Source organism: Myxococcus sp. RHSTA-1-4 (genome assembly GCF_020037125.1).
Classification (GTDB): domain Bacteria; phylum Myxococcota; class Myxococcia; order Myxococcales; family Myxococcaceae; genus Myxococcus.
The window spans coordinates 333,096-357,712 of the sequence record NZ_JAIQDG010000002.1 but is presented as its reverse complement, the minus strand read 5'-3'; the positions used below and the strand labels follow the sequence as shown (position 1 = coordinate 357,712).

At 71.7% G+C, this 24,617-nt stretch carries 17 protein-coding genes and 1 pseudogene; 10 read left to right on the top strand and 8 right to left on the bottom strand.

What is annotated here, in order from left to right:
- Nucleotides 1-39 precede the first annotated feature (39 nt).
- From K8638_RS45110 to K8638_RS04925, 4 genes and pseudogenes are all read left to right on the top strand, one after another.
- Nucleotides 40-168: pseudogene (locus K8638_RS45110) on the top strand (LysM domain-containing protein); the annotation flags it as partial.
- 69 nt (nt 169-237) lie between these two features.
- A complete protein-coding gene (locus K8638_RS04935) occupies nt 238-831 on the top strand; it encodes a LysM domain-containing protein (protein WP_370643920.1) in 594 nt (197 codons plus the stop codon).
- Nucleotides 832-997: 166 nt separating this feature from the next.
- Nucleotides 998-4,273 (top strand): hypothetical protein, encoded by a 3,276-nt coding sequence (locus K8638_RS04930; RefSeq protein ID WP_223753231.1) that lies wholly within the window; start codon nt 998-1,000, stop codon nt 4,271-4,273.
- Nucleotides 4,270-5,316, top strand: a complete 1,047-nt coding sequence (locus K8638_RS04925; protein WP_223753230.1) for an AAA family ATPase — start codon at nt 4,270-4,272, stop codon at nt 5,314-5,316. The genes K8638_RS04930 and K8638_RS04925 overlap by 4 nt, the downstream gene beginning before the upstream one ends.
- Nucleotides 5,317-5,391: 75 nt before the next feature.
- On the opposite strand, the gene K8638_RS04920 is transcribed toward K8638_RS04925, so the two are convergent.
- Complete coding sequence (locus tag K8638_RS04920) at nt 5,392-5,700, bottom strand: putative quinol monooxygenase (RefSeq protein WP_223753229.1); 309 nt, start codon at nt 5,698-5,700, stop codon at nt 5,392-5,394.
- Between the two features lie 60 nt (nt 5,701-5,760).
- Nucleotides 5,761-6,651: a helix-turn-helix domain-containing protein gene (locus tag K8638_RS04915; RefSeq protein ID WP_223753228.1), complete on the bottom strand. Its 891-nt coding sequence runs from the start codon at nt 6,649-6,651 to the stop codon at nt 5,761-5,763.
- Between the two features lie 225 nt (nt 6,652-6,876).
- Here K8638_RS04915 and K8638_RS04910 point away from each other — a divergent pair, with 225 nt between their 5' ends.
- From K8638_RS04910 to K8638_RS04890, 5 genes are all read left to right on the top strand, one after another.
- Nucleotides 6,877-7,701: a carbonic anhydrase gene (locus tag K8638_RS04910; RefSeq protein WP_223753227.1), complete on the top strand. Its 825-nt coding sequence runs from the start codon at nt 6,877-6,879 to the stop codon at nt 7,699-7,701.
- A gap of 89 nt (nt 7,702-7,790) precedes the next feature.
- Nucleotides 7,791-9,263 carry a hypothetical protein gene (locus K8638_RS04905; protein ID WP_223753226.1) on the top strand — a complete coding sequence of 491 codons (1,473 nt, stop codon included), beginning with the start codon at nt 7,791-7,793 and terminating at the stop codon, nt 9,261-9,263.
- Between the two features lie 43 nt (nt 9,264-9,306).
- Complete coding sequence (locus K8638_RS04900) at nt 9,307-10,674, top strand: WGR domain-containing protein (protein WP_223753225.1); 1,368 nt, start codon at nt 9,307-9,309, stop codon at nt 10,672-10,674.
- Nucleotides 10,675-10,707: 33 nt separating this feature from the next.
- Complete coding sequence (locus tag K8638_RS04895; RefSeq protein ID WP_223753224.1) at nt 10,708-12,060, top strand: WGR domain-containing protein; 1,353 nt, start codon at nt 10,708-10,710, stop codon at nt 12,058-12,060.
- 6 nt (nt 12,061-12,066) lie between these two features.
- Entirely contained in the window at nt 12,067-13,200 is a 1,134-nt protein-coding gene (locus K8638_RS04890) for an STM4014 family protein (RefSeq protein ID WP_223753223.1), read from the top strand.
- A gap of 3 nt (nt 13,201-13,203) precedes the next feature.
- Here K8638_RS04890 and K8638_RS04885 read toward each other — a convergent pair whose 3' ends face one another.
- The 6 genes from K8638_RS04885 to K8638_RS04860 form a co-directional block, all read right to left on the bottom strand.
- Complete coding sequence (locus K8638_RS04885) at nt 13,204-16,869, bottom strand: hypothetical protein (RefSeq protein WP_223753222.1); 3,666 nt, start codon at nt 16,867-16,869, stop codon at nt 13,204-13,206.
- On the bottom strand, nt 16,863-17,486 hold the full coding sequence (locus K8638_RS04880) for a LysM peptidoglycan-binding domain-containing protein (protein WP_223753221.1): 624 nt from the start codon (nt 17,484-17,486) through the stop codon (nt 16,863-16,865). Before K8638_RS04880 ends, K8638_RS04885 begins: the two co-directional genes overlap by 7 nt.
- A 175-nt stretch (nt 17,487-17,661) precedes the next feature.
- On the bottom strand, nt 17,662-18,552 hold the full coding sequence (locus K8638_RS04875) for an STM4011 family radical SAM protein (RefSeq protein ID WP_223753220.1): 891 nt from the start codon (nt 18,550-18,552) through the stop codon (nt 17,662-17,664).
- A complete protein-coding gene (locus K8638_RS04870) occupies nt 18,549-19,865 on the bottom strand; it encodes an STM4012 family radical SAM protein (protein WP_223753219.1) in 1,317 nt (438 codons plus the stop codon). The genes K8638_RS04875 and K8638_RS04870 overlap by 4 nt, the downstream gene beginning before the upstream one ends.
- Before the next feature lie 85 nt (nt 19,866-19,950).
- Nucleotides 19,951-20,763 (bottom strand): STM4013/SEN3800 family hydrolase, encoded by an 813-nt coding sequence (locus tag K8638_RS04865; RefSeq protein ID WP_223753218.1) that lies wholly within the window; start codon nt 20,761-20,763, stop codon nt 19,951-19,953.
- Complete coding sequence (locus K8638_RS04860) at nt 20,754-21,437, bottom strand: HAD family hydrolase (RefSeq protein ID WP_223753217.1); 684 nt, start codon at nt 21,435-21,437, stop codon at nt 20,754-20,756. Before K8638_RS04860 ends, K8638_RS04865 begins: the two co-directional genes overlap by 10 nt.
- 223 nt (nt 21,438-21,660) lie before the next feature.
- On the opposite strand from K8638_RS04860, the gene K8638_RS04855 reads away from it, so the two are divergent.
- Nucleotides 21,661-24,552, top strand: a complete 2,892-nt coding sequence (locus K8638_RS04855) for an endonuclease (RefSeq protein WP_223753216.1) — start codon at nt 21,661-21,663, stop codon at nt 24,550-24,552.
- Nucleotides 24,553-24,617 lie beyond the last annotated feature (65 nt).

The following is a 24,617-nucleotide window of genomic DNA, read 5'->3' as shown; positions in this document are numbered from 1 at the left end:
CGGCAAGGGCTGCCCCGACAATGGTGTCAGGAACCGCCCATGTCCACCTACCGCATCCGCCCCGGCGACACCCTCTCCGCCCTCGCCACGCGCTTCAAGACCACCGTCTCGGAGCTGGCGCGCGCCAACAACATCTCCAACCCGAACCTCATCCGCGCGGGCGCCACCCTGCGCGTCCCGGGACGGGGCGACAGCTTCGAGCCCGCGAAGAGCGGCGGCGCCGCGTCCACCTACCGCATCCGCCCCGGCGACACCCTCTCGGGCATCGCCGCGCGCTTCAAGACCACCGTCTCGGAGCTGGCGCGCGCCAACAACATCTCCAACCCGAACCTCATCCACGCGGGCACCACCCTGCGCATCCCGGGGCGAGGCGGCACCCAGGCTCCTCCCCAGGGCGGCGGGAAGACCGAGGGCAGCCAGGGCGCCGGCAAGCCGGGCAAGGCAACGCCCGCGATGCTCAAGCTCGCGAACGCGGGCCGGGCGGCCGCGCTGGGCATGGGCGGGTACACCAGCCAGGGCCTGTGCGCCACCGGCGTCAGCAGGGCCATCCAGAACGCCTTCGGCTTCAAGGTCTGGGGCAACGGGAACCAGATCGACAACAACCTGCCGCGCGACAAGTTCAAGCAGGTCAACATGTCGCTCGAGGAGGCGCTGAAGATTCCGGGCCTCGTCCTCACCTGGGAGAAGACCTCGACGCGGCTGGGCAGCATCTACGGCCACACCGCCATCACCACCGGCGACGGCCGCTCGTCCGTGAGCGACTTCATCGAGCGCAACACGCTCGGCGCGGGAGGCCGCTCCGGGCTGAAGATCTTCATGCCGACGATGTAGCGCCCGCCGCGAGGCGGCACACCGCCGCCCCCGGCCCGGGCGGAGCACGAGCGGGCGGCATGTCTGGCGGCGAGGTCCCTCTGCTCCTCGCCGTGCTCCTGCCCTATGCTCCGGCCATGGGTCTGCCCAGGACAGGGAGTCGGACGCCCCGCGAGGGCGTCTGGTGATGCCCACGCTCGTCTTCCCCAGCGAGGAAGCGCTCCAGCTCGCGCTCACCTCCGGCCTCGTCCCTTCCGAAGTGCAGGCCGCGCCGGCGCGCTACCGCCGGACCGCGGAGGGTGCGCTCCACGTCACCCCGGAGGTGTCTCCGGGCAAGGCCGCGCTCCAGCAACTGACGTCCTTCGGCGTCAGGGTGGCGAAGCCGGACTCCGGCGAGTCGGCTCCGGTGCTGTGCTGGGCGGAGCTCATCTCCACGCGCCGAGTCTCCGTCGATGCCGCGCCCTCGGGACCTGTGCTCTTCCTTCCGGCGGCCCCGGAGGCGCTGCTCCCGCTGGCCGGCGAGATGCTGCGCCTGGGCTGCGACCGGCAGGAGGTCTGCTTCGCGAGCCACGGCAGCGGTGACTCCAGACAGCGGGCCCTGCTGCGCGCGATGGCGCCGCCCTACTTCACCCTCACGGGCGCGCTGGACCACACGGGTGGACTGCGCGCCTTCGTGCCCGCGGTGCCCGGGCAACACTCCGTCTGGGTGGAGCTGGGGCACACGCACCCGCTCGCGCGCACGCTCCAGCCCGCGCCCCGGACGCTGCTGCTCATCACCGGCGAGGGGCCCTGGCTGACCGCGTCCGACGGGCCGTGGACGGACCTGTACCAGCTCACCGACCTGCGGCTCCCCGAGCCGGCGGAGGACTGGGAACCCGTGCCCGCACCGGGGCGCCTCTCGGTGCCGCTGCGCCTCACCCGCGCGGCGCGCACGGAGCCGGCCAGCCTCTGGGTGCTGCGCGAGAATGCCGTGGCCCAGGTGGAGTCGCTCGTCCACACGCTGCCGGAGGCACTGCTGGCGCAGCTCCGCTTCGCGGTGGCCGGGCCGCCGGAATCGCCGTGCATCGTCCTCCGCGCGAGACCGGGCCGCGAGCGCCCGCCGGAGCTGGGCCTGTCCGGCATGGCGTACGCACCGCTGCCGCAACTGGCGGACCTCTTCCTGCCCTGTGACGGCCTGCTGGAGCCGCCCGTGCGGAGGGACAGGCTGCGCGCGCTGCTCGCCCCCGAGCGAGACACCGTCACCTGGCTGCACCCCACGGGCAGCGGAGCCTTCCGCGCCGAGCGCCTGCCCGAGTCGGCCTTCCACCCGCTCGACACCTGGGTGGACTACGTGGTGGACACGGGCGCCTCCGCGCTGGCGCCGTGGGTGCGCGGGACGACCTTCGACTTCGACGCCTTCGAGGCCACGTCGGGCGAGTGGATGACCCTCTCGTCCAGGCCCACGAAGTCCGACGAGGAGGACGAGAAGGACTCGCGGACGTCCCGCCGCTCACGCCGGAGCGCTCCCTCGGAGCCTGCCGCTCCGTCCAGGCCGGTCCAGGTCACCACGACTCGCGCCGCCCAGGCCCCGTCCTCCAGGGCGCGGCTGGCGCCGCTCACGCCCTCACAGGTCAGCGCCGCCGAGGAGGAGCTGACGAAGCTGGAGAAGTCCTTCCTCGCCCTCGACGCGCCCGCGGACTCGGACGAGCGGCGGCAGCTCTGGGTGCGCATGGCGGAGCTGAACGGGCAGCTCGGGCACCGGCGCGAAGCGGGCCTGTGCTGGACACGCGCGCTGTGGGAAGCCACGGGCAGCGAGGCCGCCGAGCTGGCCTCGCGCTGGGCCGAGGCGGACGGCGCCGCCTCCGCCGCCGAGCTGCTCTCCCGCGCCGAGCCGTCGGGCGACGACGTGCGGGCGCTGGCCAGTGCCCTGGCGCGCGCGGTGCTGGTGCCCGGCGAGGCGGCGCCCGGGGACGTGCCCTCCGTGCAGCGCTGGTTGGACAAGCACGACGCGGCGCTCGACGTGCGCTCCCTGTGGCTGGCGCGGGCCTCGCTGGACCGGCTGGCGGGAGGAGACCCGCTCGGACTGGCCCGGGCCGGAGACCGGCTGCTGGGGATGCTCCAGCGCGGCCTGTCGCTGGCGAGGGACGTGCCCCGCTTCCTCCGCGCGGGAACGAACGCGGCGCACGCGCCCCGGTTGGTGGGGCAGCTGGAGGCGCTGCTGGAGCGCTTCGAGCGCACGGCGCGCCGCCGCTCCTCCGTCGAGGCTCCGCCCGCGCTCACCCAGGCGTATGTCCACTTCGTCTTCGCCTGCGGGCTGGCGCGGCTGGGACAGGCGGACCGGGCGCGCGCGCTGGTGGCCACCGCGGCCGGAGCGCTCGACGCGCAGGAGCCCATCCACGGCTTTCTCTCGCGGGCCTACGGGGCGCGCGTGGCGCAGGCGCTGGAGGGCCTGCCGCCGGAGACGCCGCTGCCGGCGGACATCGCCGCGGAGCTGAACGCGCTGAGCACCTTCCAGCGGTACAAGGTGGACCGGCTGCGGCAAGCCTCCGCGCTGCTGGAGCCCAGCGAGCGGCTGGACCCGGCGCGGGCCTTCGGGCGCGGCGCGCGGGACTTGCGCGGCGAGGAGTTCGCGGCGCTGCGGGACATAAAGGATGCGGGCAAGGTGGCCGCCGAGGTGGAGGCGCTCACCGCCCGGGCCCTGGCCCCGAAGCTGCCCGCGCCGGAGCGCCAGCGGCTCGTGGGAGGGCTGCTGGACACGCTCCCCCGTCTCTCCCCGGCTCGCGCGCTGCCCCTGCTGGACAGCCTGGTGGGGGCCCTGGAGGGGCTTCCCGGCGAGGCGCAGGGACAGATGCTCGGCGACGCGCTCACGCTGGCGGCCCTCTTCGGCCGGGCGGACCGCGCGACGGCGCTGGCGGCGCGGCTGCGCAAGGTGCTGGTGGCGCTGCCGCCGGAGTCCCCCGCGTGGGCCCAGGGCCTGCTCGGGATGAGCCTGCGCGGCCTGCGCCGGGTGGGCCTGTCCCGCCAGGCCGCCGAGTTGGTGGAGGCGGCCCAGGGGCTCCTCACCCGCCCCAAGACGCCGCTGCCGGCGCAGCTTGGTGTGGCCGCGGGACTGGCGATGCTGGGCCAGACGCCCGAGGCGGTCGCCGTGTTCGACCGGGCCTTCGACTCACTGGCGGCGGCGAAGGGCGCCCTGCCGGAGCGGCTGGCGCTGACGCGGAGTCTCGCGGGAGCGCTGGCGTACGCGCCGGTGGAGGTGGCCCTGCCGGGGCTGGCGCGGCTGTCGGAAGGCCTGCCGGCGGTGACGGACAGCTACAACACGAACAGCCACTTCTGCCTCTCCGTGGTGGAGCTTGCGGATGCGCTCGTGCTGGGCCACGTGGAAGTGGGCCAGGGCACCGGTGAGCGCGCGCGGAGCTGGCTGGACGAGGACGAATTCCTGGTGCGACGGCGCATCCATCGGGAGCTGGAGGAGCGCACAACATGAGCAGTCTTCCCCGGCGCGAGGCATCCGCCGCCGACCCCATCAGCGAGCTGTCGTTGGACGCGCTCTCCCGCGAGGCCCATGCCCTGCGCGAGCGGCTCAATCGCTTCCGGCTGTCGCTGGGCCGGCACTTCGTGGGCAAGCAGTCGCTGGTGGACCTGATGACGGTGGCGGCGGTGGCGCAGGAGCCGCTGCTGCTGGTGGGCCCCCCGGGCACGGCGAAGTCGGACCTGGTGCTCAAGTTCCGGGACGCGCTGCGCATCCCGAATGAGGACTACTTCGAGTACCTGCTGACGCGCTTCACGGAGCCGTCAGAGGTGCTGGGCCCCATCGACATCAACCTGCTGCGCCAGGGCCGCTACATCCGGCGCGAGGGCGGCAAGCTGCCCACCGCGCGGCTCGTCTTCCTGGATGAGGTGTTCAAGGCCAGCTCGGCCATCCTCAACGCACTCCTGACGGTCATCAACGAGCGCAAGTTCTACCAGGACGGTGCGCCGCAGCCGGTGCGGCTGAAGGTGCTCTTCGCGGCCACCAACGAGCTGCCCGAGCACGCGGAGCTGGGCGCGCTGAAGGACCGCTTCTGCCTCAAGGCGGCATGCCGCCCGGTGCAGGACCGCTACTTCCTGGAGCTGCTGGACTCCGGCCTGGAGTCGCAGACGTACCGCGAGCTGAACCAGAAGCCGTGGGCGGAGGGGCACGCCACGCTGGATGACGTGCTGAAGGCGCACCGCTACCTGACGCTGATGATGGGCCGGAGGGAGACGGGCCCGGACGGACGCGAGCTGCGCGACAGGGACCTCTTCTTCCGGGACGAGCTGCTGCGGGAGTTCCGCCGGGTGGTGCAGACGCTGACGCGCGAGGACGGCGTCTTCATCAGCGACCGCAAGCTGGTGAAGCTCTACCGGCTGCTGCGCACGCGTGCGTGGATCTTCCATGGCGGCGCGGTGGAGCGGCAGGACCTCCAGCTCCTCTCCTACCTGGGCGAGAGCCGCGAGGAGATTGATTTGCTGGAGGAGAAGGTGCCCCGGCTGCTGGGCCTCACATAACGGGCTTCAGCCGGTGCGGGCCTTCGTACCTCCAGGCGGGTGGCCGCGGCGCTCCGGTCCGCGGGCCGTGATCCCCTACCTCGCTGGCCGGTCGAAAGCGGCGAGCTCATCAAGGAACTCGACCGCGGGCGGCGACGCGAGGTGGGCCTGGAGCGCGCCGACCGCCCCGGTGAGCCAGGGGGCGCTCATGTGACGTTCGAGCGCGTCGCGGTCCACGTAGCGCTCGTAGACGACGAAGCGGGTGCTGCGCTTGGAGTCCCGGTGCACGACGTAGGTGACCGCCCCGGCCTCCCGGCTCGTGGGCTCCACGAGCGCACGAAGCGCGTGTTCGACGGTCTCGACTGCCTCCGGTCTGGCTTCGAGGACGGCAATGGCAACTCGCATCTGGCTCTCCTTGTGGCACGCGTCCTGTCCGTGGGCCGCGGCCGTTGACGAGAACCTGCGTCAGCGCGCGAGCGACGGCTTGTAGAAATGAGACCTGTTCGTCACGGCGCGCAGGAACGCCCCCGGCGGCTGACGCGCGAGCGCGACGAACTCGTGCGTGAAATGCGCCTGGTCGAAGTAGCCGTGCTCCACCGCGGCGCGCCCGATGTCGTGCCCCCGCTCGAGAATGAGCGCACGCACCGTCTTGGAGAAGCGCACGAGCCGCGCGAACCGCTTCGGTGAGACGCCGGCCGTCGCCTGGAATCGGCGCGCGAGATGGCGCGGCACCACGCCCAGCTCGCGTGCCACCGCCCCGATGCGCAGCTCGCCACCCGAGGCATAGATGCGGTGAAGCGCTCGGTCGACGAGCACGTCGGGACGCACGAAGCGCGCGCGCAGTTCCTGGAGGACGCGCTCGGCGAACGCCACCCGGTCCACGAAGGCGTACCGCTGTGCGAGCCCCTCGCGCAGCACGCGAGACAGCGGCCCCGCGAGGTCGTCGAAGGAGGCGTTGGCGTCCACGACGTCACCGACCTCCGCGTCGATGAAGTGGCGGAGCGCCCCCGCGCGGAAACGCACGCAGAACATGTCGAGCCCACCCGCCCCCGCCGCCGTCCGCAATGTGCTCTCGCGCAGACACAGCAGGTGGCTCGCGGGCAGCGAAGCGCCGTCGGCGCGCTGGAGCGGAATACCGAGGTGCACCATCAGCTCCGCGCCGGTGCCGGGAAGAAGCTCGGCGAAGGTCACCGCCTCACCGGGCGCGGTGCGCATGCTCCAGAAGCGGTCGACAAAGGGCCGGAGCGCATGTGTGGGGGACTGCTCGGCCATCTCCATGCGCTCTCCTCGCGCGACACCCTCCGCGTGCATCTTCTCCATCGAGCCCTTCACGTCCACCGCCAAGAGCTCCAGCACCGCCGTGTCGCAGGAGTCCGCACCTCGTCCGAAGGAAAGCTGTTGGCTTCGGAAAGGTTCGTTGCTCGGCCCCGCGCGACACGAGGGCGAGCCCGCCCGCGAGTCGTAAATGAAGGCAGCAGTCCGCCTGTTCCATCTGTCCGGAGGGCGGCTGGACACGCCCTCGGCGGCGCGCTGCAATCTCAGGTGCCCGGCAGGATGGCGCCGGGCCAGGAGCCTCTCGACATGCACCTCCCCCCTCGTCCGTCCCTGCCCGGCGTACGCCGGGCGCTGCTGCTCTCCCTCCTCTGCTCCACCGCTGCCTGGGCCTCCGAGCCGGCGCACGCTCCCCCGCCCGAGGCCACCAGCCACACCGGAGGGCACTGGGGCTATGGCGAAGCCGTCGGACCGGCGCACTGGGGAGACCTGCCCGGCGCCACCACCTGCGCGACCGGAAAGGAGGAGTCGCCCGTCGAGCTGGTGACGGCCAACACCACGCCCGACACCCACCCGGCGCCCTCCTTCAACTACCGCCCCAGCCGCGTGCGCATGGTCAACAACGGCCACACCGTGGAGTTCGAGTACGACGCGGGGAGCACCGTGCGCGTGGGCGAGAAGGAGTACCAGCTCGCGCAGTTCCACTTCCACACGCCCAGCGAGCACACCGAGGACGGAGTCCACTTCCCGCTCGAGCTGCACCTGGTGCACAAGAACACCAGCGGCGGCGTCCTCGTCGTGGGAGTCTTCATCAAGGCGGGCTCGGTCAACCGCGCCCTGGACGACGCCTTCCACCACCTGCCGTGGAACAAGGGTGACCACAGCGAGCCCAAGGGCGCGAGCATCAACGCCTCCGCGCTGCTGCCGAAGAACAAGGCCTTCTTCCAGTACCACGGCTCGCTGACGACGCCCCCGTGCACCGAGGGTGTCGAGTGGTACGTGATGAAGGACCCCATCGAGATGTCGGACGCCGAAATCGCCTCCTTCCAGCGGCTGCCGCACCTCAACCCCAACAACCGGCCGCCGCAGCCGCTCAACGGCCGCACCGTCTACCTGCACGCCAGCACCCGGTAGGGCGCGCGCGGGTCCACGGGCGGCTGATAGGCTCTGGCTCACTCCGGGGTGCGGACCCGCGTCCCACCCCGCCTTCGTGACGAGCACCCATGAGCGCGGAGCTGCGAGGACCCCAGGATGCGGAGCGCTGGCTGTGCGCCGGACTCTGCCTTGCCCGTCAGGACGGCCCCACGTCCGAGGCGCTGACGGCGGCCGTGCCCTGGCTGCTGGCCACGCTCGCGGAGTCGCCGGACCTGCCTCCACCGGCCTTCGTCTCCGACCTCGGCCGGCTCGTCTCCGGCGTCCCGCTCTCCCCCACCCTGCCCGTCCCGGACACGCTGCCCCGGCTCCGCGCCGCCGTGCGCGCGTATGACGACCACGTGCTGGCACGGCTGGCCGCGGAGCCGCACCTGGAGGCCGTCTCCTCCGCCCTGGCCCGCCTGCCCGAGCCGCTCCGCGCCAGGGGCGTGGCCTTCCTCGTAGCGCGAGTCCTGACACGGCTCGGCTTCACGGCCGGCACGGCGCTGAGCCCGGCCCTGGCGCGGCGGGTGCTGGACCGTCCTCCCACCGAATTGCTGCACGCCGGCTACAGCGCCCTGCGAGAGCCAGGAGCCCACGCCGTGCTGGAGCGGCTGGCGGAGGGCTACGAGGCGTTGGCCGGCGCGGCCCGCCGCGCCCAGGCGCTGATGGGTGACGCGGAGGCCTTCACGCTGGAGAACCTGGAGCACCTCCAGGGCAAGGCCCAGCGGCTGGCCCTGGAACAGGCGGTGGAGGCCGCCGAGGCGCTGTCCCGCACACTGCCTCCGAAGCTCCGCGCGCGTCCCGTCTCCTCCGGCCCCACGCCCACCGCGATGGAAGACGACGCCGCCTTCCCGCAGGGAGGCTTCGCCTCCGTGTCCAACGTGGGCAGCCTGGAGAACCTCGTCACCTCCGAGCTGGTCTACATGGAGGACGAGCCCACCCTGGACTTGTTCGACGTGCGCTACGTGGAGGGCGAGCTCCTCTACTACACGCGCGATGAGAGCCTCGCGGTGCGCAGGCGGCGGGTCATCACCTTCGCCCTGCTGCCGGACCTGGCGGACGCGCGGGTGAAGGACGCGGGCGTGCGCTGGCAGCGGGCCGTCGTCGCGCTGGGGTTGGTGCTGTGCCTCGTGCGCCGGCTGTCCGCATGGCTGACCGCCGAGGACCTCCGCTTCCGGGTGGTCTTCGTGCAGGACGCAAAGGGCCTCTCCCCCCTGGAGGCGGAGCGCGGCCTGTGCGAGCTGCTCCTGCGCGAGTGGCGCGCCCGGGGCACGGCGGAGGTTCTCACCGCCCCCGACCTGGACTCCGTGCTCTCCGAGGCCGCCGCGGGCACGAAGCGGGCCCGGGTGGACGTGCTCCTCCTGGACGCGGCCCGTCATGGCGGGCACGACGCACTGGAGCCGGATACCCGGGTAGGCCTGCACCTCCTCGACCTGAGCGGGCCGGGCCCCCGGGTCCGCGTGCTCGGAAACAGGGCGGCCCCCGCCACCGAGCCCGCCGCCGACGGCCCCTGGGAGGCGTGGACTGGCGCGACGCTTGAGCTTGCCCGGGGGCTTCTCTAGCGTCCGGTCCCGGACGCGCCACGACGGCGCGCGGAGGACGTCCATGCCGCGGTACGAGTTCAAGGAAGGCAGCTCCAGCAAGTTCTGGGAGATCACCCTCTCCGGCACCACCTTCACCACGCGCTGGGGCCGCATCGGCACCGACGGGCAGGAGAAGACCCAGACCTTCGACTCCCCGGACAAGGCGAAGAAGGAGTACGAGAAGCTCGTCCGCGAGAAGGAGAAGAAGGGCTACGAGCTGGTGGGCGACGGCGAGGCCGGCGAGGAGGCTGAAGGCGAGGCCGGCGAGTCCGCGTCCAACCCGGAGCTGGAGGCCGCCATCCTCACGAACCCGGACAACGTGGACGCGTACCTCGTCTACGGCGACTGGCTGCAGCGCCAGGGTGACCCGCGCGGCGAGCTCATCGCCCTCCAGCACGCCGCGATGCAGGCCAGCGGCGACGAGGCCGCGAACCTCAAGAAGCAGATCAACAAGTTCCTCAAGAGCCACAAGGCCGCGCTGCTCGGAGACCTCGCGGACGCCGCGGACGAGGAGGAGCTGAAGGTGGAGTGGCACCTGGGCTTCATCCGCTCCGCGCGCGTGGGCCAGAAGGACTACGACTCCGGCCGCGACGTGGCGGAGCTGGTGAAGGAGCTGCTCGCCCACCCGTCCGCGAAGTTCCTCCGCGGGCTCACCATCGGCATGGCGCACTTCGACGACGAGAACGACTACAGCGACGTCGTCTCGGGCCTCACGGAGGCGCTCCAGGAGCTGGGCGGCTCCAAGACGCTCCAGAGCCTGTTCATCGGTGACTTCGAGTATCCGGACGACACGGAGATCTCCTGGTCCCACATCCATGACATCTCGGAGCTGTACAAGCTGCTCCCCCACCTGCGCTCCCTGCGCCTGCGCGGCGGCTCCGTGGAGCTGGGCAACATCGACCTGCCGGAGCTGCGCGAGTTCACCGTGGAGACCGGCGGCCTGCCCCTGTCCGCCGTGAAGTCCATCGCCGCCGCGAAGTGGCCGAAGCTGGAGCGGCTGGAGGTCTGGTTCGGCAACGACAACTACGGCGCCGAGGGCGGCGTGGAGGACATCCAGCCCATCCTCGACGGCAAGGGCCTGCCCAACCTCAAGTCGCTGGGCCTGTGCAACTCGGAGTTCACCGACGAGCTCTGCAAGCTGCTCCCGAAGGCGAAGGTGCTCCCCCAGCTCGAGCGGCTGGACCTGTCCCGAGGTATCCTGTCCGACGAGGGCGCTCGCATCCTCGCGGAGAACGCGGCGGCCTTCGCCCACCTCAAGCACATCGACCTCACCGAGAACACGCTCACCGGCGAGGGCGAGCGGCTGGTGGCGAAGCTGTGCCCCAGCGTGAGCGCGGGCAACCAGCGCGACTACGAAGAGGACTACCGCTACGCCGCCGTGGGCGAGTAGCACCACCCGCACCACGCCCGAGGGGGGCACACCATGCCGCGCTACGAGTTCAAGGAAGGCACGTCGAACAAGTTCTGGGAAATCACCCGGCAGGAGAACGTCCTCACCACGCGCTGGGGGCGCATCGGCACCGACGGTCAGGAGAAGACCCAGAAGTTCGACGGCAGCTGGGAAGCGCGCAACGCGTACCAGAAGCAGGTCCTGGAGAAGGAGAAGAAGGGCTACGCCCGCGTCAAGCCGACGGAGACCGGGCCCGCGCCGAAGTCCAACAAGGAGCTGGAGGCCGCCATCCTCCGCGCTCCGGAAGCGCCGGACGGCTATCTCGTCTATGGCGACTGGCTCCAGTCCCAGGGAGACCCCCGCGGCGAGCTGATTGCCCTCCAGCACGCGCTGCTCCAGGCGAAGGGCGCGGAGGCCACCGCGCTCAAGCGGAAGGTGGCCGCCCACCTCAAGAAGCACCAGGGCCTGCTGCTGGGCACGCGCCTCTCGACGATGCTCGGCGACCCGACGCTGTCGGTGGAGTGGCACCTGGGCTTCATCCGGAAGGCCCGCGTGGCGGCCGCGGAGTATGGCCAGGACGTGGAGTTCGCCATCGACGAGACGCTGTCGATGCTCCTCGCCCACCCGTCCGCGCGCTTCCTCCAGGAGCTGAGCCTCGGCCTGGCGGACAACGAGGGGGAGAACGAGTACGGCGACCTCATCCGCCTCATCGCGAAGGCGGCCCCCAAGGCGCTCCGGAAACTGTTCATCGGAGACTTCGTGTTCCCCGACGACACGGAGATCTCCTGGACCCACGTGGGCAACGTGGCGCCGCTGTACAAGGCCCTGCCCCAGCTCCGCTCGCTGCACCTGCGCGGCGGCGACGTGAGCCTGGGGAAGGTCGACCTGCCGGAGCTGCGTGAGTTCACCGTGGAGACGGGCGGCCTGCCCCGCCCGGCGGTGAAGTCCATTGCCGCCGCGCACTGGCCGAAGCTGGAGCGGCTGGAGGTCTGGTTCGGCGCCGAGGAGTACGGCGCCGGGGGCGAGGTGAGCCACATCCAGCCCATCCTGGACGCCACGGGTCTGCCGGAGCTGAAGCACCTGGGGCTGTGCAACGCGGAGTTCACCGACGCGCTGTGCGACGCGCTGCCGAAGTCCAAGGTGCTCAAGCAGCTCGAGACGCTGGACCTGTCCCGGGGAACCCTGACGGACAAGGGCGCGGAGGTGCTGGTCGCCAACGCCGCGGCCTTCAAGCACCTCAAGCACCTGGACGTCACCCAGAACCTGCTCAGCGACAAGGCCGCGAAGTCGCTGGCGAAGCTGTGCCCGGACGTGGCCCGCGGCCACCAGCGCCGCCACGACTTCGACGAGGACGACGACCACCGCTACGTGGCGGTGGGCGAGTAACGCCGGATGGCGGCGGCCCCTCCCTTCATCCTCATCGGCAACGCGGAGAACCGCCGCGTCACCCTCTTCCAGGAGGCCTTGGCCCACCAGGGGCTGCCACCCGCCCGGGTGGTGCCCTGGGTGGACTTCCTCGCCCACCCGGGGCTCCTCGCGGACCTGCCGGACACGGAGGCGCTGGTCCGCATCGACTCGGCGGGTGAGAGCTGGGAGGTGGAGAAGGCGCTGCTCAAGCGCGGGTTCCCGGAGGCCCGGGCCCTGGAATGCGGGCGCCTGTCACCGGAGGAGGTGGACGCCCTGGAGTACGACCACGGGCGCATCCTCTTCCCCCGGCAGCACCACCTGGGCTTCCTGCGCGCGCTGGCGGAGCTGGAGTCCATCTTCACGGCGCACCCGCGCTGGCGGGTGCTCCAGTCGCCCGCGAGCATCGCGGAGCTCTTCGACAAGCGCCTCACCTCCCGGAAGTACGCGGCCCTGGGCGTGCCCGTGCCCGAGCCGCTGGACGGGGTGACGGACGCGGAGTCGCTGCGCGAGCGGATGCGGGCGCACGACTGCCGCGAGGTGTTCGTGAAGCTGTCCTGCGGCTCGTCGGCGTCGTGCCTGGCCATCTACCGGCGGGGGCGCGCCCGGGACACCCTGGTCACCACCATCGAGCAGGCGGAGACGGGCTGGTACAACTCGCTGAAGGTCCGCCGCATCGACGAGCCCTCGCGGGTGGACGAGGTGCTGGAGTTCCTCCTGGCCGAGGGCTCGCAGGTGGAGCGCTCCATCCCCAAGGCGCGGCTGGGCGGCGACTACTTCGACTGCCGGATGCTGATGGTCCGCGGCGAGCCGGCCTTCACGGTGGTGCGGCAGAGCCGGCACCCCGTCACCAACCTGCACCTGGGCGGCTGGCGCGGGGACCTGGAGGAACTGCGCGCGGCGGCGCCCGCGAACGAGTGGGAGGAGGCCCTGGAGAGCTGCCGCGCCGTGGCCCGCGCGCACGACTGCCTGCACGTGGGCATCGACCTGATGTTCGAGGAGTACTTCACGGGACACCGCGTACTGGAGGCCAACGCCTTCGGCGACCTGCTGCCCAACCTGCGCCGCGACGGGCTCACCGTGTACGAGTGGGAGATTCGCGAGGCCCTGCGCGGGGCGTGAGCTTCAGCACACGAAGTTCAGCCCCGCGCACGTCGGGCACGGCCGGGGGAGCGCGTTGGCGGCGGCCACGCCTCCGCCAGCAGCCGCGGTGCCCCGCAGCGGCCCCTCGTAGCCACCCATGCCCGAGAAGTCCTCCCAGCCCAGGGCCAGGTGGCCACCGGCCAGTGGCGCGGCGGGGGCGGCGAGCAGCGCCGGTGCCGGGTACGGCTGCGCGCTCTGCCACGCATTCACCGAGGTATTCATCCGGCCCCCCCAGCCGTGACCGGCGTACTTGTCCGCCGCCTTGGGGTCCGGGTGCCCGACGCCCGCGACATTCACGTGCGGGTGGGCGAACCCGGGGCCGGGGCCGATACCATAGGAGTAGGCAATCCGGTCCGAGGCATTGGCCGCTCCCGCGAAGTGGCGGGGCTGCCCCTGCTGCGCCACGGCCGCCTCCGTCGCGCGGAGGAGGATGGCGAGCTGCGGTGGCAGGTTGGCGAACGCCGGCGGGAGGTTCACCAGGGCGGGAACCGCATGCCCGAGATTGCGCCCCACCGCCATGGCCGCCGTCCGCGCGAGCAGGTTGTTGCCGGGAGCGAACACCGGGCCCCCGCCGCCCACGGCCAGGCCTCCGATTCCCGCTCCGTTCCACACCCACCAGACCGCCTGCGCCACGACCTGCCCGAGCATGGTTCCCATGGCGACGGGGATGGCCGCCGCCGCCGCCGCCGGACCCGCCAGCACCGCGACGTGGATGGCGCCCGCGCCCCCGGCCCCTCCTATCATCGACGCCGCCGCGAACCGCGCCACCCGCGCGACGTTCACCGCGTCCTGCCCGGGCAGCGCCGAGATGACCGCCATGGCGGCCGCGGCGGTGCGCACCGCCTGGGTGCGGCTGAAGCCCGCCGCGAGCGCCTCGGCGAGCACCACGGGCACGACGCGCTCGATGTTGGGCAGGTTGGCGCCGAAGAAGGCGGGGGGAACCCCGAGCCCGGCGGGAGGGAAGATGACCGCCGTCACGCCGAGCCACGCGTTTGCCAGGTCATTGCCCGGGATGTTCTGGGCCGCGGAGACCGCCAGCGCGGCCCAGTCCACGTCCACGTTGGCGCCCGGCATGGCCCCCACGTTGGCCGCCGCCGGCGCCGCGGCCAGCGCCGCCGCGGCCTGTCCGGCCAGGCCCCCTCCCAGGTAGGCGGCGGGAACGGCCCCCGGAGGCGCGGCGGGAAGCGCGGGCATCGCGGCCAATTCGTCCGCCGCGGCGGCCGCGGCGCAGACGGCCACCACGTTCATGGCCGCGCCCAGCCCCAGCGCGCCCGTCGCCGCGGCCGAGGCCTTCGAAGCGGCCCGCGTGGCCTGCGTTCCAGGAGCCCAGGGAATGGTGTCCGCGTGGATGGCCGCGCCGTTGACCATGTTGGAGCCGTGGTGGGTGGCCATGAGCCCCACCACGCAGGGCGGCGCGGCGGGCAGCCCCCCCACGCCGTTGTGCCCGAGCGACGGCACGACGTTGAAGTTCGCGTCTCCCGTGAGCAGCACGTACCGCTCGGCCGGGTCAAAGGGGGCGTGCCCCGTCATCACCGCCGGAATCACCGGCGCGGGGCCCGGCGGCTGGTGGGCCCGCGCGGCCTGGAGGACGTACGCATGGACGCCGCCGGTGGCGCCGACCGCGTTGTTCAGGTTCGCCGGCGGCAGGCCGGGAGCAAGCCCGGCCAGGGCGGCCGCCAGCAGCGGTCCGAAGGCCGGGCCTCCGCCCAGCGGCACACCGAAGCCGGGAATCTGGCCAATCACGTTGAGCAGCACGGCACCGGGCAGCGCCGCCACACCGAGCGCCGTCACCGCCACGACGACGGCCTGCCCCAGCACCGCGAGCGCGGGGACGGGCACCCCCGTGCCCCCGAGCGCCACCGTGGCCACCACCGCCTCGGTGACGGGATTGGAGGCGACCCCCAGGGCCGCGGCATTGGCCCGCACCTGGTTGACCGCGGTGCGGGCGACGGTGATGGCGCCCCACTGCAGCCCGGCCCAGGCGAGCGCGGCCGTCACCAGCGCCGGCGCGATGAAGGCGCCCGGGCCCACGGGCATCACCGCCGCGATGGCGGCCGCGGCCGCGCCCGGCAGCACCGGCACGAGCGGCGCCGGGTGGGCGACTCCCGCGGCGGCGGCCGGCACCGCGCCGTTGTCCTTGACGCAGACGAAGGCCGCCAGGCCCGAGTTGTTCCGGACGGCCCACGGGCCGGTGCACTTCTCCACCCACCCCCAGTCGAAGCGGATGTGGGACGGGGCCGCCGAGACGTAGAGGGAGAGCTGCCCCCCGTACGTCACCAGGCGCGCGATGGACTCACGCACATCGGGCGTGCCCATGTGCTGCTGCGGCGCGAGCCACCGGAGCTGGTACGCCACGTGGTTGTTGCGCGCCAGGTCGTAGTGGTCCAGGTCCCAGTGCGACAGGATGATGAGCGGGTGGTTGCACAGGCAGGGCGCCGGCGGCGCGGGAGGCATCGTCCACGCCGTCCCTCCGCTGGCGAGGCCGAAGTCGAAGTACGCGAAGGGCACGCCCTGCGAGTCATAGAGGGCACTGCAGTTGCCCTGGCCGATGTCGAGCACGCCGACGAAGGGCTGCAGAAGGGGCGGCATGGCCGCGGCCGGAGCGGGCTCGGCCATGGGATTGGGCGCCTGCGCTCCTCCGGGCACGCCACTGCCGATGTAGGCGAACGGACCGCGCAGCCAGTCCCGCTCCCCCCATGCCGCGCCACCATGGCCCGGACAGGCCCCCGCCACGGCCAGCGGCCCCGGCAGGCCGGGCACGAGCGAATCCAGCCAGTCCCGCGCCTTCCCCACGAGCCCGGCGACGGCGCGGCCCACGGGCGAGAGCACCTCGCGCTCCAGCCACGCGGAGAGCGACTTCTGGACGGACCCGTCCGGCGTATCCACCGGCGACGCCTCCTCGTAGGTGACGTCGAGGCGGGCCACCCCGGGCCCCGCGCCAATCTCCGGGGCGCGGTCCGGCTTCGCCAGCAGGTCCGGGTGGACCTGCGGGAAGTGGAGCGCCTTGAGTCCCGCCTGGGGAATCTGCTTCCCGCGCGTCGAGTCGGGAATGCGCTCCAGGGCCACGAGGAACACGTCGTCCAGCACGTCCTGGCCGGCCGTCCAGCCCAGCGTGCACAGCTCGCCCGGACAACAGGTATCCGAGGCGGGCTCGTCCGGCTGGAGGGAGACGAAGAACCAGTCCGACTCGCGCAGCTTGCCGCCATGCTCCCGCCAGAATGGGCTGTCCGCCTCGGCGAAGCAGCGGAGCACGGAGACGGGCGCGCCCTTCAGGTCCCCACCGTCGTCCCGGACCTGGAGCACGAACCAGCACCACGTCTCATAGGAGAAGAGCAGGTCGTCCCGGCTCAGCTTCGGGTACGCGGCGTCGAAGTCCCGAGCGTCCCAAAGCTGCAGGAAGCGCTGCCCCTCGGAGGTCGACAAGAAGAAGCGCCACAGGCGCTCCATCCACGTGGACTCCACGCACTGCAGCTCGAGGTGGTAGCCCGTCGTGTCGTCCCCTTCCACCCCGGCCACGAAGGCGTAGTGGGTGGTGGGACTCAGGTCGAGGGAGTTGGGTGCCCTGCGGGCGGTACGGACCTTCCGCCGCTTCGCCTTTGCCGGCGGAGCGTCCGGCGTGTCCCGGTCCCGCTTCTCGTTCATCAGCATCCGAACACCTCCTGCAGGCGGGACTGGGTGGGAGCGTCCAGCCGGCCATGGGCCTCCAGTCCCTGTTCGAACTGGAACGCCTCCAGGGCCTCGGCCAGCGCCTCGTCGGACGCGTCCTCGCGCTCCAGCAGCCCCAGGGCGCACAGGCGCGCGCGGGCGCCGTCGGCCGTTCCCGCCGGAGCAATGGCCCCCAGTTGGAGCTCATGGCGCACCTTGCCTCCCAGCGTGAGGATGCCCTTCCGGGCGTTGGGAGGGATGCGGCACTCCAGCACGCCGTCCTCGCCCAGCGTGCCGCGCGCCACTTCCCGCCCGTCGACCTCCAGCGTGTAGGAGAGCCCCGCCTGGGGCTTGCCCATCTCCCGCAGCGTCAGCCGGAACGTCTCCGGCACGCCGCGCCGGACGAAGCGGTGGACACGGCCGGTGGTGACGGGGACCTGCTTCGGCCGGAGGTCGGGAATCCAGACGACGTCCCCGGCGACGAGCACGTTCGGGTTGTCGCGCTGCTGGCGCAGGGCCGCGTTGTCGGGATGGTTCCAGAGCGTGTCGGGGTGGAAGCCATGCTCGAAGGCAATGCTCGACAGGCAGTCTCCCACCCGCACCTCGTACCTGAGTGGCATATGGGGATGACCTCGGTTCGCGGCCCCCAGGTAGCAACCCCCGAGCCAGAGCCGCGTCCCCGGCATCGTCCCACGAGAAGTGCGCGAAAGCCACGCTCCGCCCCCCGGTCGCGTTCCGCGGACACGCGGCGGCGTCATCCCGGGACGCGGCGACCGGACGTCCGGGGCCCGAGCCCTACCCCGGCGCGAGCGGGAGCCCCGGCTGCCGCCACAGCGGCGACGCCGGCACGCGATCCAGGATGCCGGAGCCGAAGACGCGGTCCAGCTCCAGGTACTCCAGGTGCACGTAGCCGATGTGGCACCCGCACACCGCCTTCGAGCACGGACGCGGCTTCAGCGCCTCATCGAAGTCCGGCGCGTAGATGTTGCCAATGGGCTCGTCGATGAAGTGGCACCGGCGCGCGGTGCCCTCGCCGTCCACGGAGATGACGGACTCCCCTCCCCTGCACGCGCGGCCCAGGCTGGGGTGGCGCGTGTTGTTCACGGGGAAGAGCGGGTCCACGCGGGTGAAGCGCGCGAGGTCCTCGGGCGTGTACGGCTCCTCCTGCCCGTCCTTCACCGCGTTGATCCACAGGTAGGTGTCCTCGGGCAGCTCGCGGCGCAGGGCCTCGGCCTCCTCGGCGAAGCGAAGGAAGCCCACCATGCCGGCGCTGTGCCGCACGCCCAGCTCGGACAGCTTCTCGCACTGGGCCACGAAGCGGCGGCGCTTCATCCACTCGGGGTGGTACGTCGCCCAGATGCCCAGCTTCTCCACGCGGCAGCGCGACACCCAGTCCAGCGTGCAGGAGAGGTTGGTCTGCACGGCGGCGCGCTCCACGTGCTCCAGGTGCGTCAGCCGCGCGAGCGCCTCCTGGTACCAGGGCCAGATGAGGGCCTCGCCCCAGGGCGTGAAGAACACGGAGATGCGCTGGTGCGAGCGCGCCTCCACCCAGGCCATGAAGCGCTCCAGGTCCGCGCGGTCCTTCGCGAGCTCCTCCTCGCTCTGCTTCCACTTGCCGAAGGGGCAGTACTCGCACCCGAAGTTGCAGCCGGACAGCGGGCCCCGGTAGAGCACGGTGAGCGTCATCGCCAGGCGTACTCCTTCATCTGCTCCCGCACCGGCTCGGAGTGCAGCCACGGGCCAATCAGGTCCGAGCGCTCCACGCCCGCCGCGGTGAGCCGGAGCACGCCCGCCTCCTGGCGCCCCAGCCCGTGCGTCTCCAGCTCGGCCAGCTCCGGGAAGTCCTCCAGCACCTCGGCGCCGAAGCGCTGGCGGTACGCGGCCAGGTCCACGCCCTCCGCCAGCAGCGACAGGAGCATGTACCGCCGCCGCTGCTCCTCGGGGCTCAGCCTGAAGCCGTAGCCCACCTCGCCGAAGGACGCCTCGGTGCGCTCGCTGTAGGAGGCGATGATGGAGCGCACCTCGCGCGAGCCCACCGCGTACTCGGACGAGTAGTGCACGCCGCCGGTGTACGAGCGCGCCCCGCAGCCCAGGCCCACCATGCCGTCCTCCTGGCAGCGGTACACGGGGCCTCCGGCGGACGGCGCGTGCGGCGCGCGGAACATGCGCATGGAGACCTGGGTGTAGCCCTGCGACAGGAGGAAGTCGCGCCCGGCGCGGTAGAGAGACAGGCGCAGGTCGTCCCACGCGCGCGCCTTCTTGCCCAGGAAGGTGAGCGGCCGGACGTAGAGCGGGTAGAGGTAGAGCTCCTCCGGCGTGAAGCGGAGCGCCTCGCGCAGGGAGAAGAGGAAGCTCTCCACCGTCTGCCCCTCCATCCCGTAGATGAGGTCGAGGTTGAGCGTGGGGAAGCCCGTGGAGCGGATGAGGTCCAGCGCGGCTTGCACCTGCGCGGTCTTCTGGGGCCGCTTCACCGCGGCCACCTCCGCCTCGATGAAGCTCTGCACGCCGATGCTCACCCGGTCCGTGCCGCGCGAGCGCAGCACGCGGAGCTTCTCCGCGTCCACCGTCTCCGGCGACACCTCCACGGAGACGGGGATGTCCTTCATCGCTGCCCCCAGGGTGCCCTCCATGAGGTCGAACACGGTGTGCAGGCCGGCCACGTCCAGCAGCGTGGGCGTGCCGCCGCCAATCGCGGCGCGGGCGAAGGTGGCCTGCCCCAGCGCCTGCTTCACCCGGCGCGTCTCGCGGACGAGCGCGCCGAGGTACCCGTCCACCACGTCCTGCTTCGGGCCGGCCGCGGTGAAGAGGTTGCAGAAACCGCAGCGCATCTCGCAGAAGGGCACGTGGACGTAGAGGAACAGCGCGTCGCGCCGCTCCTCCGCCCAGACGGACTCCAGCGGCAGCGCGGGGGTGAAGGGACGGTAGGCCGTCTTGTGGGGGTAGCCGTAGAGGTACGCCACATAGGGCGTCTCTCCGAGCATCTGCTCCAGGCGCGTCATGGTGCGGTATCTGGCTCCGAAAGGCGGGAGGATATGCCGCCTCGCGCCTCCGGAACAGCATCCCGCCGTGACGCGGCCGCCCCCCCTACCGCGGGCGAGGGCTGGCGGGCAGCGCGAACTCCGCGTAGGGCACCGTCCAGACGACGGGGTGGCCCAGGCGGTGGCCGGTGTAGCCGTCCTCGCCGTAAGCCGTCCCATGGTCCGAGCAGACGATGCAGAAGGCCGGCCCCCGGCGCCGCAGGGCGTCGAAGAGAGGGGGGAGCTGGCCGTCCACGTACTCCAGCGCCGCGGCGTGTGAGGCGCGCGAGTCCTGGGTGGCGCCGGGCAGGTAGTGGCGGTTGGGCTGGTGCAGCGCGGACACGTTGATGAAGAGGAAGACGCGTTTCTCGCGAGGCAGCGCGTCCAGGCGGCTCACGGCGAGGGCGACCTGGTGCTCGGTGGAGCGCGGGTCCGTCACGCCCAGCTCGCGGCTCCAGTGGCTCTCCGCGAAGAGGCCGGGGAGCACGTTGCCCAGCGGGTTGCGCTTGTTGAAGAAGCCGACGCCGCCAATGCAGACGGTGTGGTAGCCGCGCGCGGCCAGGCCGGTGACGAGGTCCGGAGCGTCGAGGACGCAGGTGTCCGGGGAGGTGGTCTCACTGCCCTCGAAGCGCATGGCGAACAGGCGCGGGTAGAGGCCGGGCGCGGCGGGGGTGGGCAGGAAGCCCGCGAAGAAGGCGTGGTGCGCGGCATAGGTGAAGCTGGCGGGCGAGTGCCGCTTCTCCCAGCGCCCCCCGGGCAACAGCGCGGAGAGGTTCGGCGTGCGGCCCTGGGAGGCCAGCTCCTCGGCCACGTCGTAGCGGAGGGTGTCCAGGGTGAGGAACAGCAGGTCGTGCGTGCCCACCACGGCGTTCATGTCCATTGCGCCAGCACCCTGGAGATTTCCGCGGTGTTGCCCACGATGCGCTCCACGGTGAAAGTGGGAGGCGGCAGCCCGCTCGGCCACGCGCGCCCGTGGGAGACCCAGCAGGTGGCCATGCCCAGGCGGGCGGCGCCGGCGATGTCCCGCTCCGGGTCGTCTCCGACGTGGAGCACCTCCGCGGCCTCGCGGTCCACGCACGCAAGCGCCGCGCGGAAGATACGGGGGTCGGGCTTCTCGGCGCCGACCTCACCGGAGAGGAAGACTTCCGGAAGGAGCGTCGTGAGGTGCGCTCGCTCCAGCTTCGCGCGCTGCACGCGGCCCGAGCCATTGGACACCACGGCCACGGGCACACGCCTCCTCAAGTCCTCCACGAGTGCACCGGGCCCGGCGGAGGGCCGGACGAACGTGGGGAGCCGGGAGGACATGTCCTGCCAGAGGGCCTCGGGCGACAGCCCCAGGCCCGGAAAGGTGTCGATGACGCGGCGGCAGAAGACGGTGCGGTCCGAGGAGCCGCGCCCGTCCATCGCGTGCAGCGCGGCCACGTCCCCGGCCCTGCGGGCCTCCGGGAACGCGGACGGGTGGCGGAGGATGAGGTCCTCCACGTAGCGAGCGAAGGCGCCGGCGCGGTCGATCAGCGTGTCATCCAGGTCGAAGAAGACGGCCCGGGGCCGCATCCGAGCACTCCTCGCGAAGGGCGGTGAGGATACGCCGCCTTGCCCCCATGCAACAGGGCCATGGGCCGCTCGCGGACCGGCCGGAGCCCCCAGGGGCCATCATTTGCCAGTCAACAGATGCGGGATTCCAACAATGGCAAATCCCGCAAGAACCGTGACCTCATCCCACGGTCTCGTTGCCGGGGGGCACAACATGAGAGTCTTTCAGCCGTCCGATCGTGAATTGAGCCGTGAAGTCAAGTTCCTCGAGGACCCCGCTCCGCGGGACGACAATCGCATCATTGCCCTGGACTCTCGATTGGAGCGCGGGCTGGCGCCGCTCAGGACCGAGCGCCTCTGGTTGAAGCTGCGTCTGGATTCACAGGCCGGAGCCGGACTGCCGGTGAGTGGGGAAACCCACCGGATGGATGAGAAGGCCCTCCTGGAGCTGGTCCTGGAGCGTTCCAACCAGCTCCCCGCCTGCTTCCTGGAGGTGGGAGCACACCGCGCCAGCGCGGTCTGCAAGATCTCCACGTCGGGCACGGACTACGAGGGCAGGGCCGGGCAGTGGTCGGGTACGGGCTTCCTGGTGTCTCCCAACATCCTGCTCACCAACCACCACGTCCTCAACAGCCCCGACGTCGCCACGCGAGCCACGTGTCTCTTCAAGTACCAGGCGGACGAAACCGGCGGGGTCGGAGTGACTCAGACCTACCGGCTCAATCCCTCACGCCTCTTCATCACCAGCCCGGCCCGGAACGGGCTCGACTACACCTTCGTCTGGGTGGAGGGGGAGCCCGGAAGCACCCATCAGTTCATCCCTCTCGACCGGAGCGCCTTCAAGGTCACCCCTGACGAGTTCGCCAATGCCATCCACCATCCCCGTGGCGGGCTGAAGGCCGTGACGCTCCAGGAGAACAGGGTCATCCGGCAGAGCGTCGTCACGGTCCACTACACCACCGACACCGAATCCGGCAGCTCCGGCGCGCCCATCTTCAACAATGAATGGGCCCCCATCGCGCTTCACCATGCGAGCCGGGAGGCGCCGAAGGACGGCCTGCCCACCCTGGGAGAGACGGGACGCTTCCTCAACGAAGGCATTCTCTTCTCCGCCATCGCGGCGGACCTGGAGAGAAGGCGCGACACGGGGCGCGACACGGAGGTGGCGCTCGAAATCCTCTCCCTCTTCAGGGGCACGGACGCCCTGAGCGGCTTCTTCGGAACGCTGGGACGTCCCCAGCGAGGAAACGCGGACTTCGAATACGTCGTGAACGCGTATCGCGGCGAGGCCGGCGATGTCGACGTGGGCTTCTGGAACGTCGAGCACTTCGAGCGGGACTACGCGCGCAAGGTGGACGAGGTCGCGCGAATGATCGCCTCCATGAACCTGGACGTCTGGGCGCTCAGCGAGTCCTCGGCCCGGTCGGCCGAGCTGCTGGCCAGACGCCTTCGCGAGGACTACGGGCTGGACTTCCGGATGGAAGCCTCCGAACCCGGCGCGCCTCACACCCAGCAGACCGTGACTGTCTTGTGGAACGCCAAGACGGTGAAGCTCCAGAAGGAGCCGTGGCCTCAGGACATCGAGCGTTGGCTGCATGCACACACCGAGGATTTCGACGGGCTCGACCTGGAGCCCCAGCGCGACTCGGAAGGCGGGCGCATCTTTCCGCGCTACCCCGCCCTCTACCGGGTCTCCGCCGCCAACGGCGATGGCGGACACACCCTGGACTTCTTCCTCCTGCCCCTGCACCTCAAGGCCTTCGCCTCGGGCTCCCAGCGCAGAAGGCTCGCCACCCGAATCCTCTCCGTCGCCGTGGACCGGATGATCAACCAGTACGGCAAGGACGAGGACTGGGTCATCGGGGGTGACCTCAACGCGGCCCTCGCGTCAGAGGACTTCTCCCACTTGTCGCAGGCAGGCCACCTCGCGGCCAGTGCCGAGGACGAAGGCGCTGGCGCCATCACCTACGTGAAGGCGCCCCATCGCTCGTTCATCGACCACGTCTTCCTGTCGCCCAACCTGGCGAAGACCTACGGCGCGAAGGACTTCTTCGTGGTCGCCGCCGATCGCACCCTGCCAACCTATCTCACCGACCTGAGCGACCACCGCCCCGTGCTCATCCGGATGAGCCTCAATCAAAGCCGGCCTGAAGCCTCGCGCGCGAGGCGCGGAGGCTCCACGCCCCACGCCGGTTTGATGTCCGTCCTGAACCAGCTCACGGCGGAGGCCACCGCGCCCGAGCCTCCCAGGCGGCCGGCAACGAGCATGGTGCCTCCACGGGCCTCGCTGGAGACCGGGCTCGAGCGGCTGGAGGAATCCCGCCGCCGCACCTACTACGACGCGGCGGCGGACACCCAGGCGAGGAATGACTACTACCGCGGGCTTCCCAGCCGCCCGTCCTTCGAGGACCTGAGCAGGCTCGTGAAGCAGTCCCATACACGCCCCGTCTCCTACCGGCGCGCGCGTGCGGAGCACCTCTACACCTGGGTCGACCTCCATCCGGACTGGCGGCTGCGCAGCATCTACTCGGGCAAGCCGTTCTCGCCGGAAGAAATCCTCCGCCTCGACGCCGAGGTGGAGAGAGCGCGCGCCGAGCGCCTCCGGGAGCTCTTCCGCCCCGAGCGCATGATTGTCTACGAGGACCTGACCGAGGAGGCGGCCCGGCTGGAGTCCGACCTCCCGTACAACTGCGAGCACGTCGTTCCCCAGTCCTGGTTCCGGGAGAAGGAGCCGATGCGCGGCGACCTCCACCACCTCTTCACGTGCGAGTCGCGGTGCAATAGCTTCCGGAGCAACACGCCGTACTTCGACTTCAAGGGGGGCGAAGAGGCCTGGAGGGATGAGTGCGGCCGCTCCGAGAACAATGGCTTCGAGCCGGTCCACGGCAAGGGCGCGGTCGCGCGCGCGACGCTCTACTTCCTCGTCCGCTACCCTGGCATCGTCAATGACTCGAGCGCGGAGCTCGAGGCCGAGCGGCTCCAGGTCCTCCTGAGCTGGCATCGCGCGGACCCGGTCTCGGACCACGAGCGGCATCGCAACCAGGCCATTCACGAGGTGCAGGGGAACCGGAACCCCTTCATCGACCGTCCCGAGTGGGCGGACCACGTGGACTTCCGGCTGGGGCTGGGGGACTGAGCCGTCCACCCCGTCAGCCACTCCGCTCGCCGCGCCGTCTCGCGGCGGGCGGAGCTGGCCGTGAG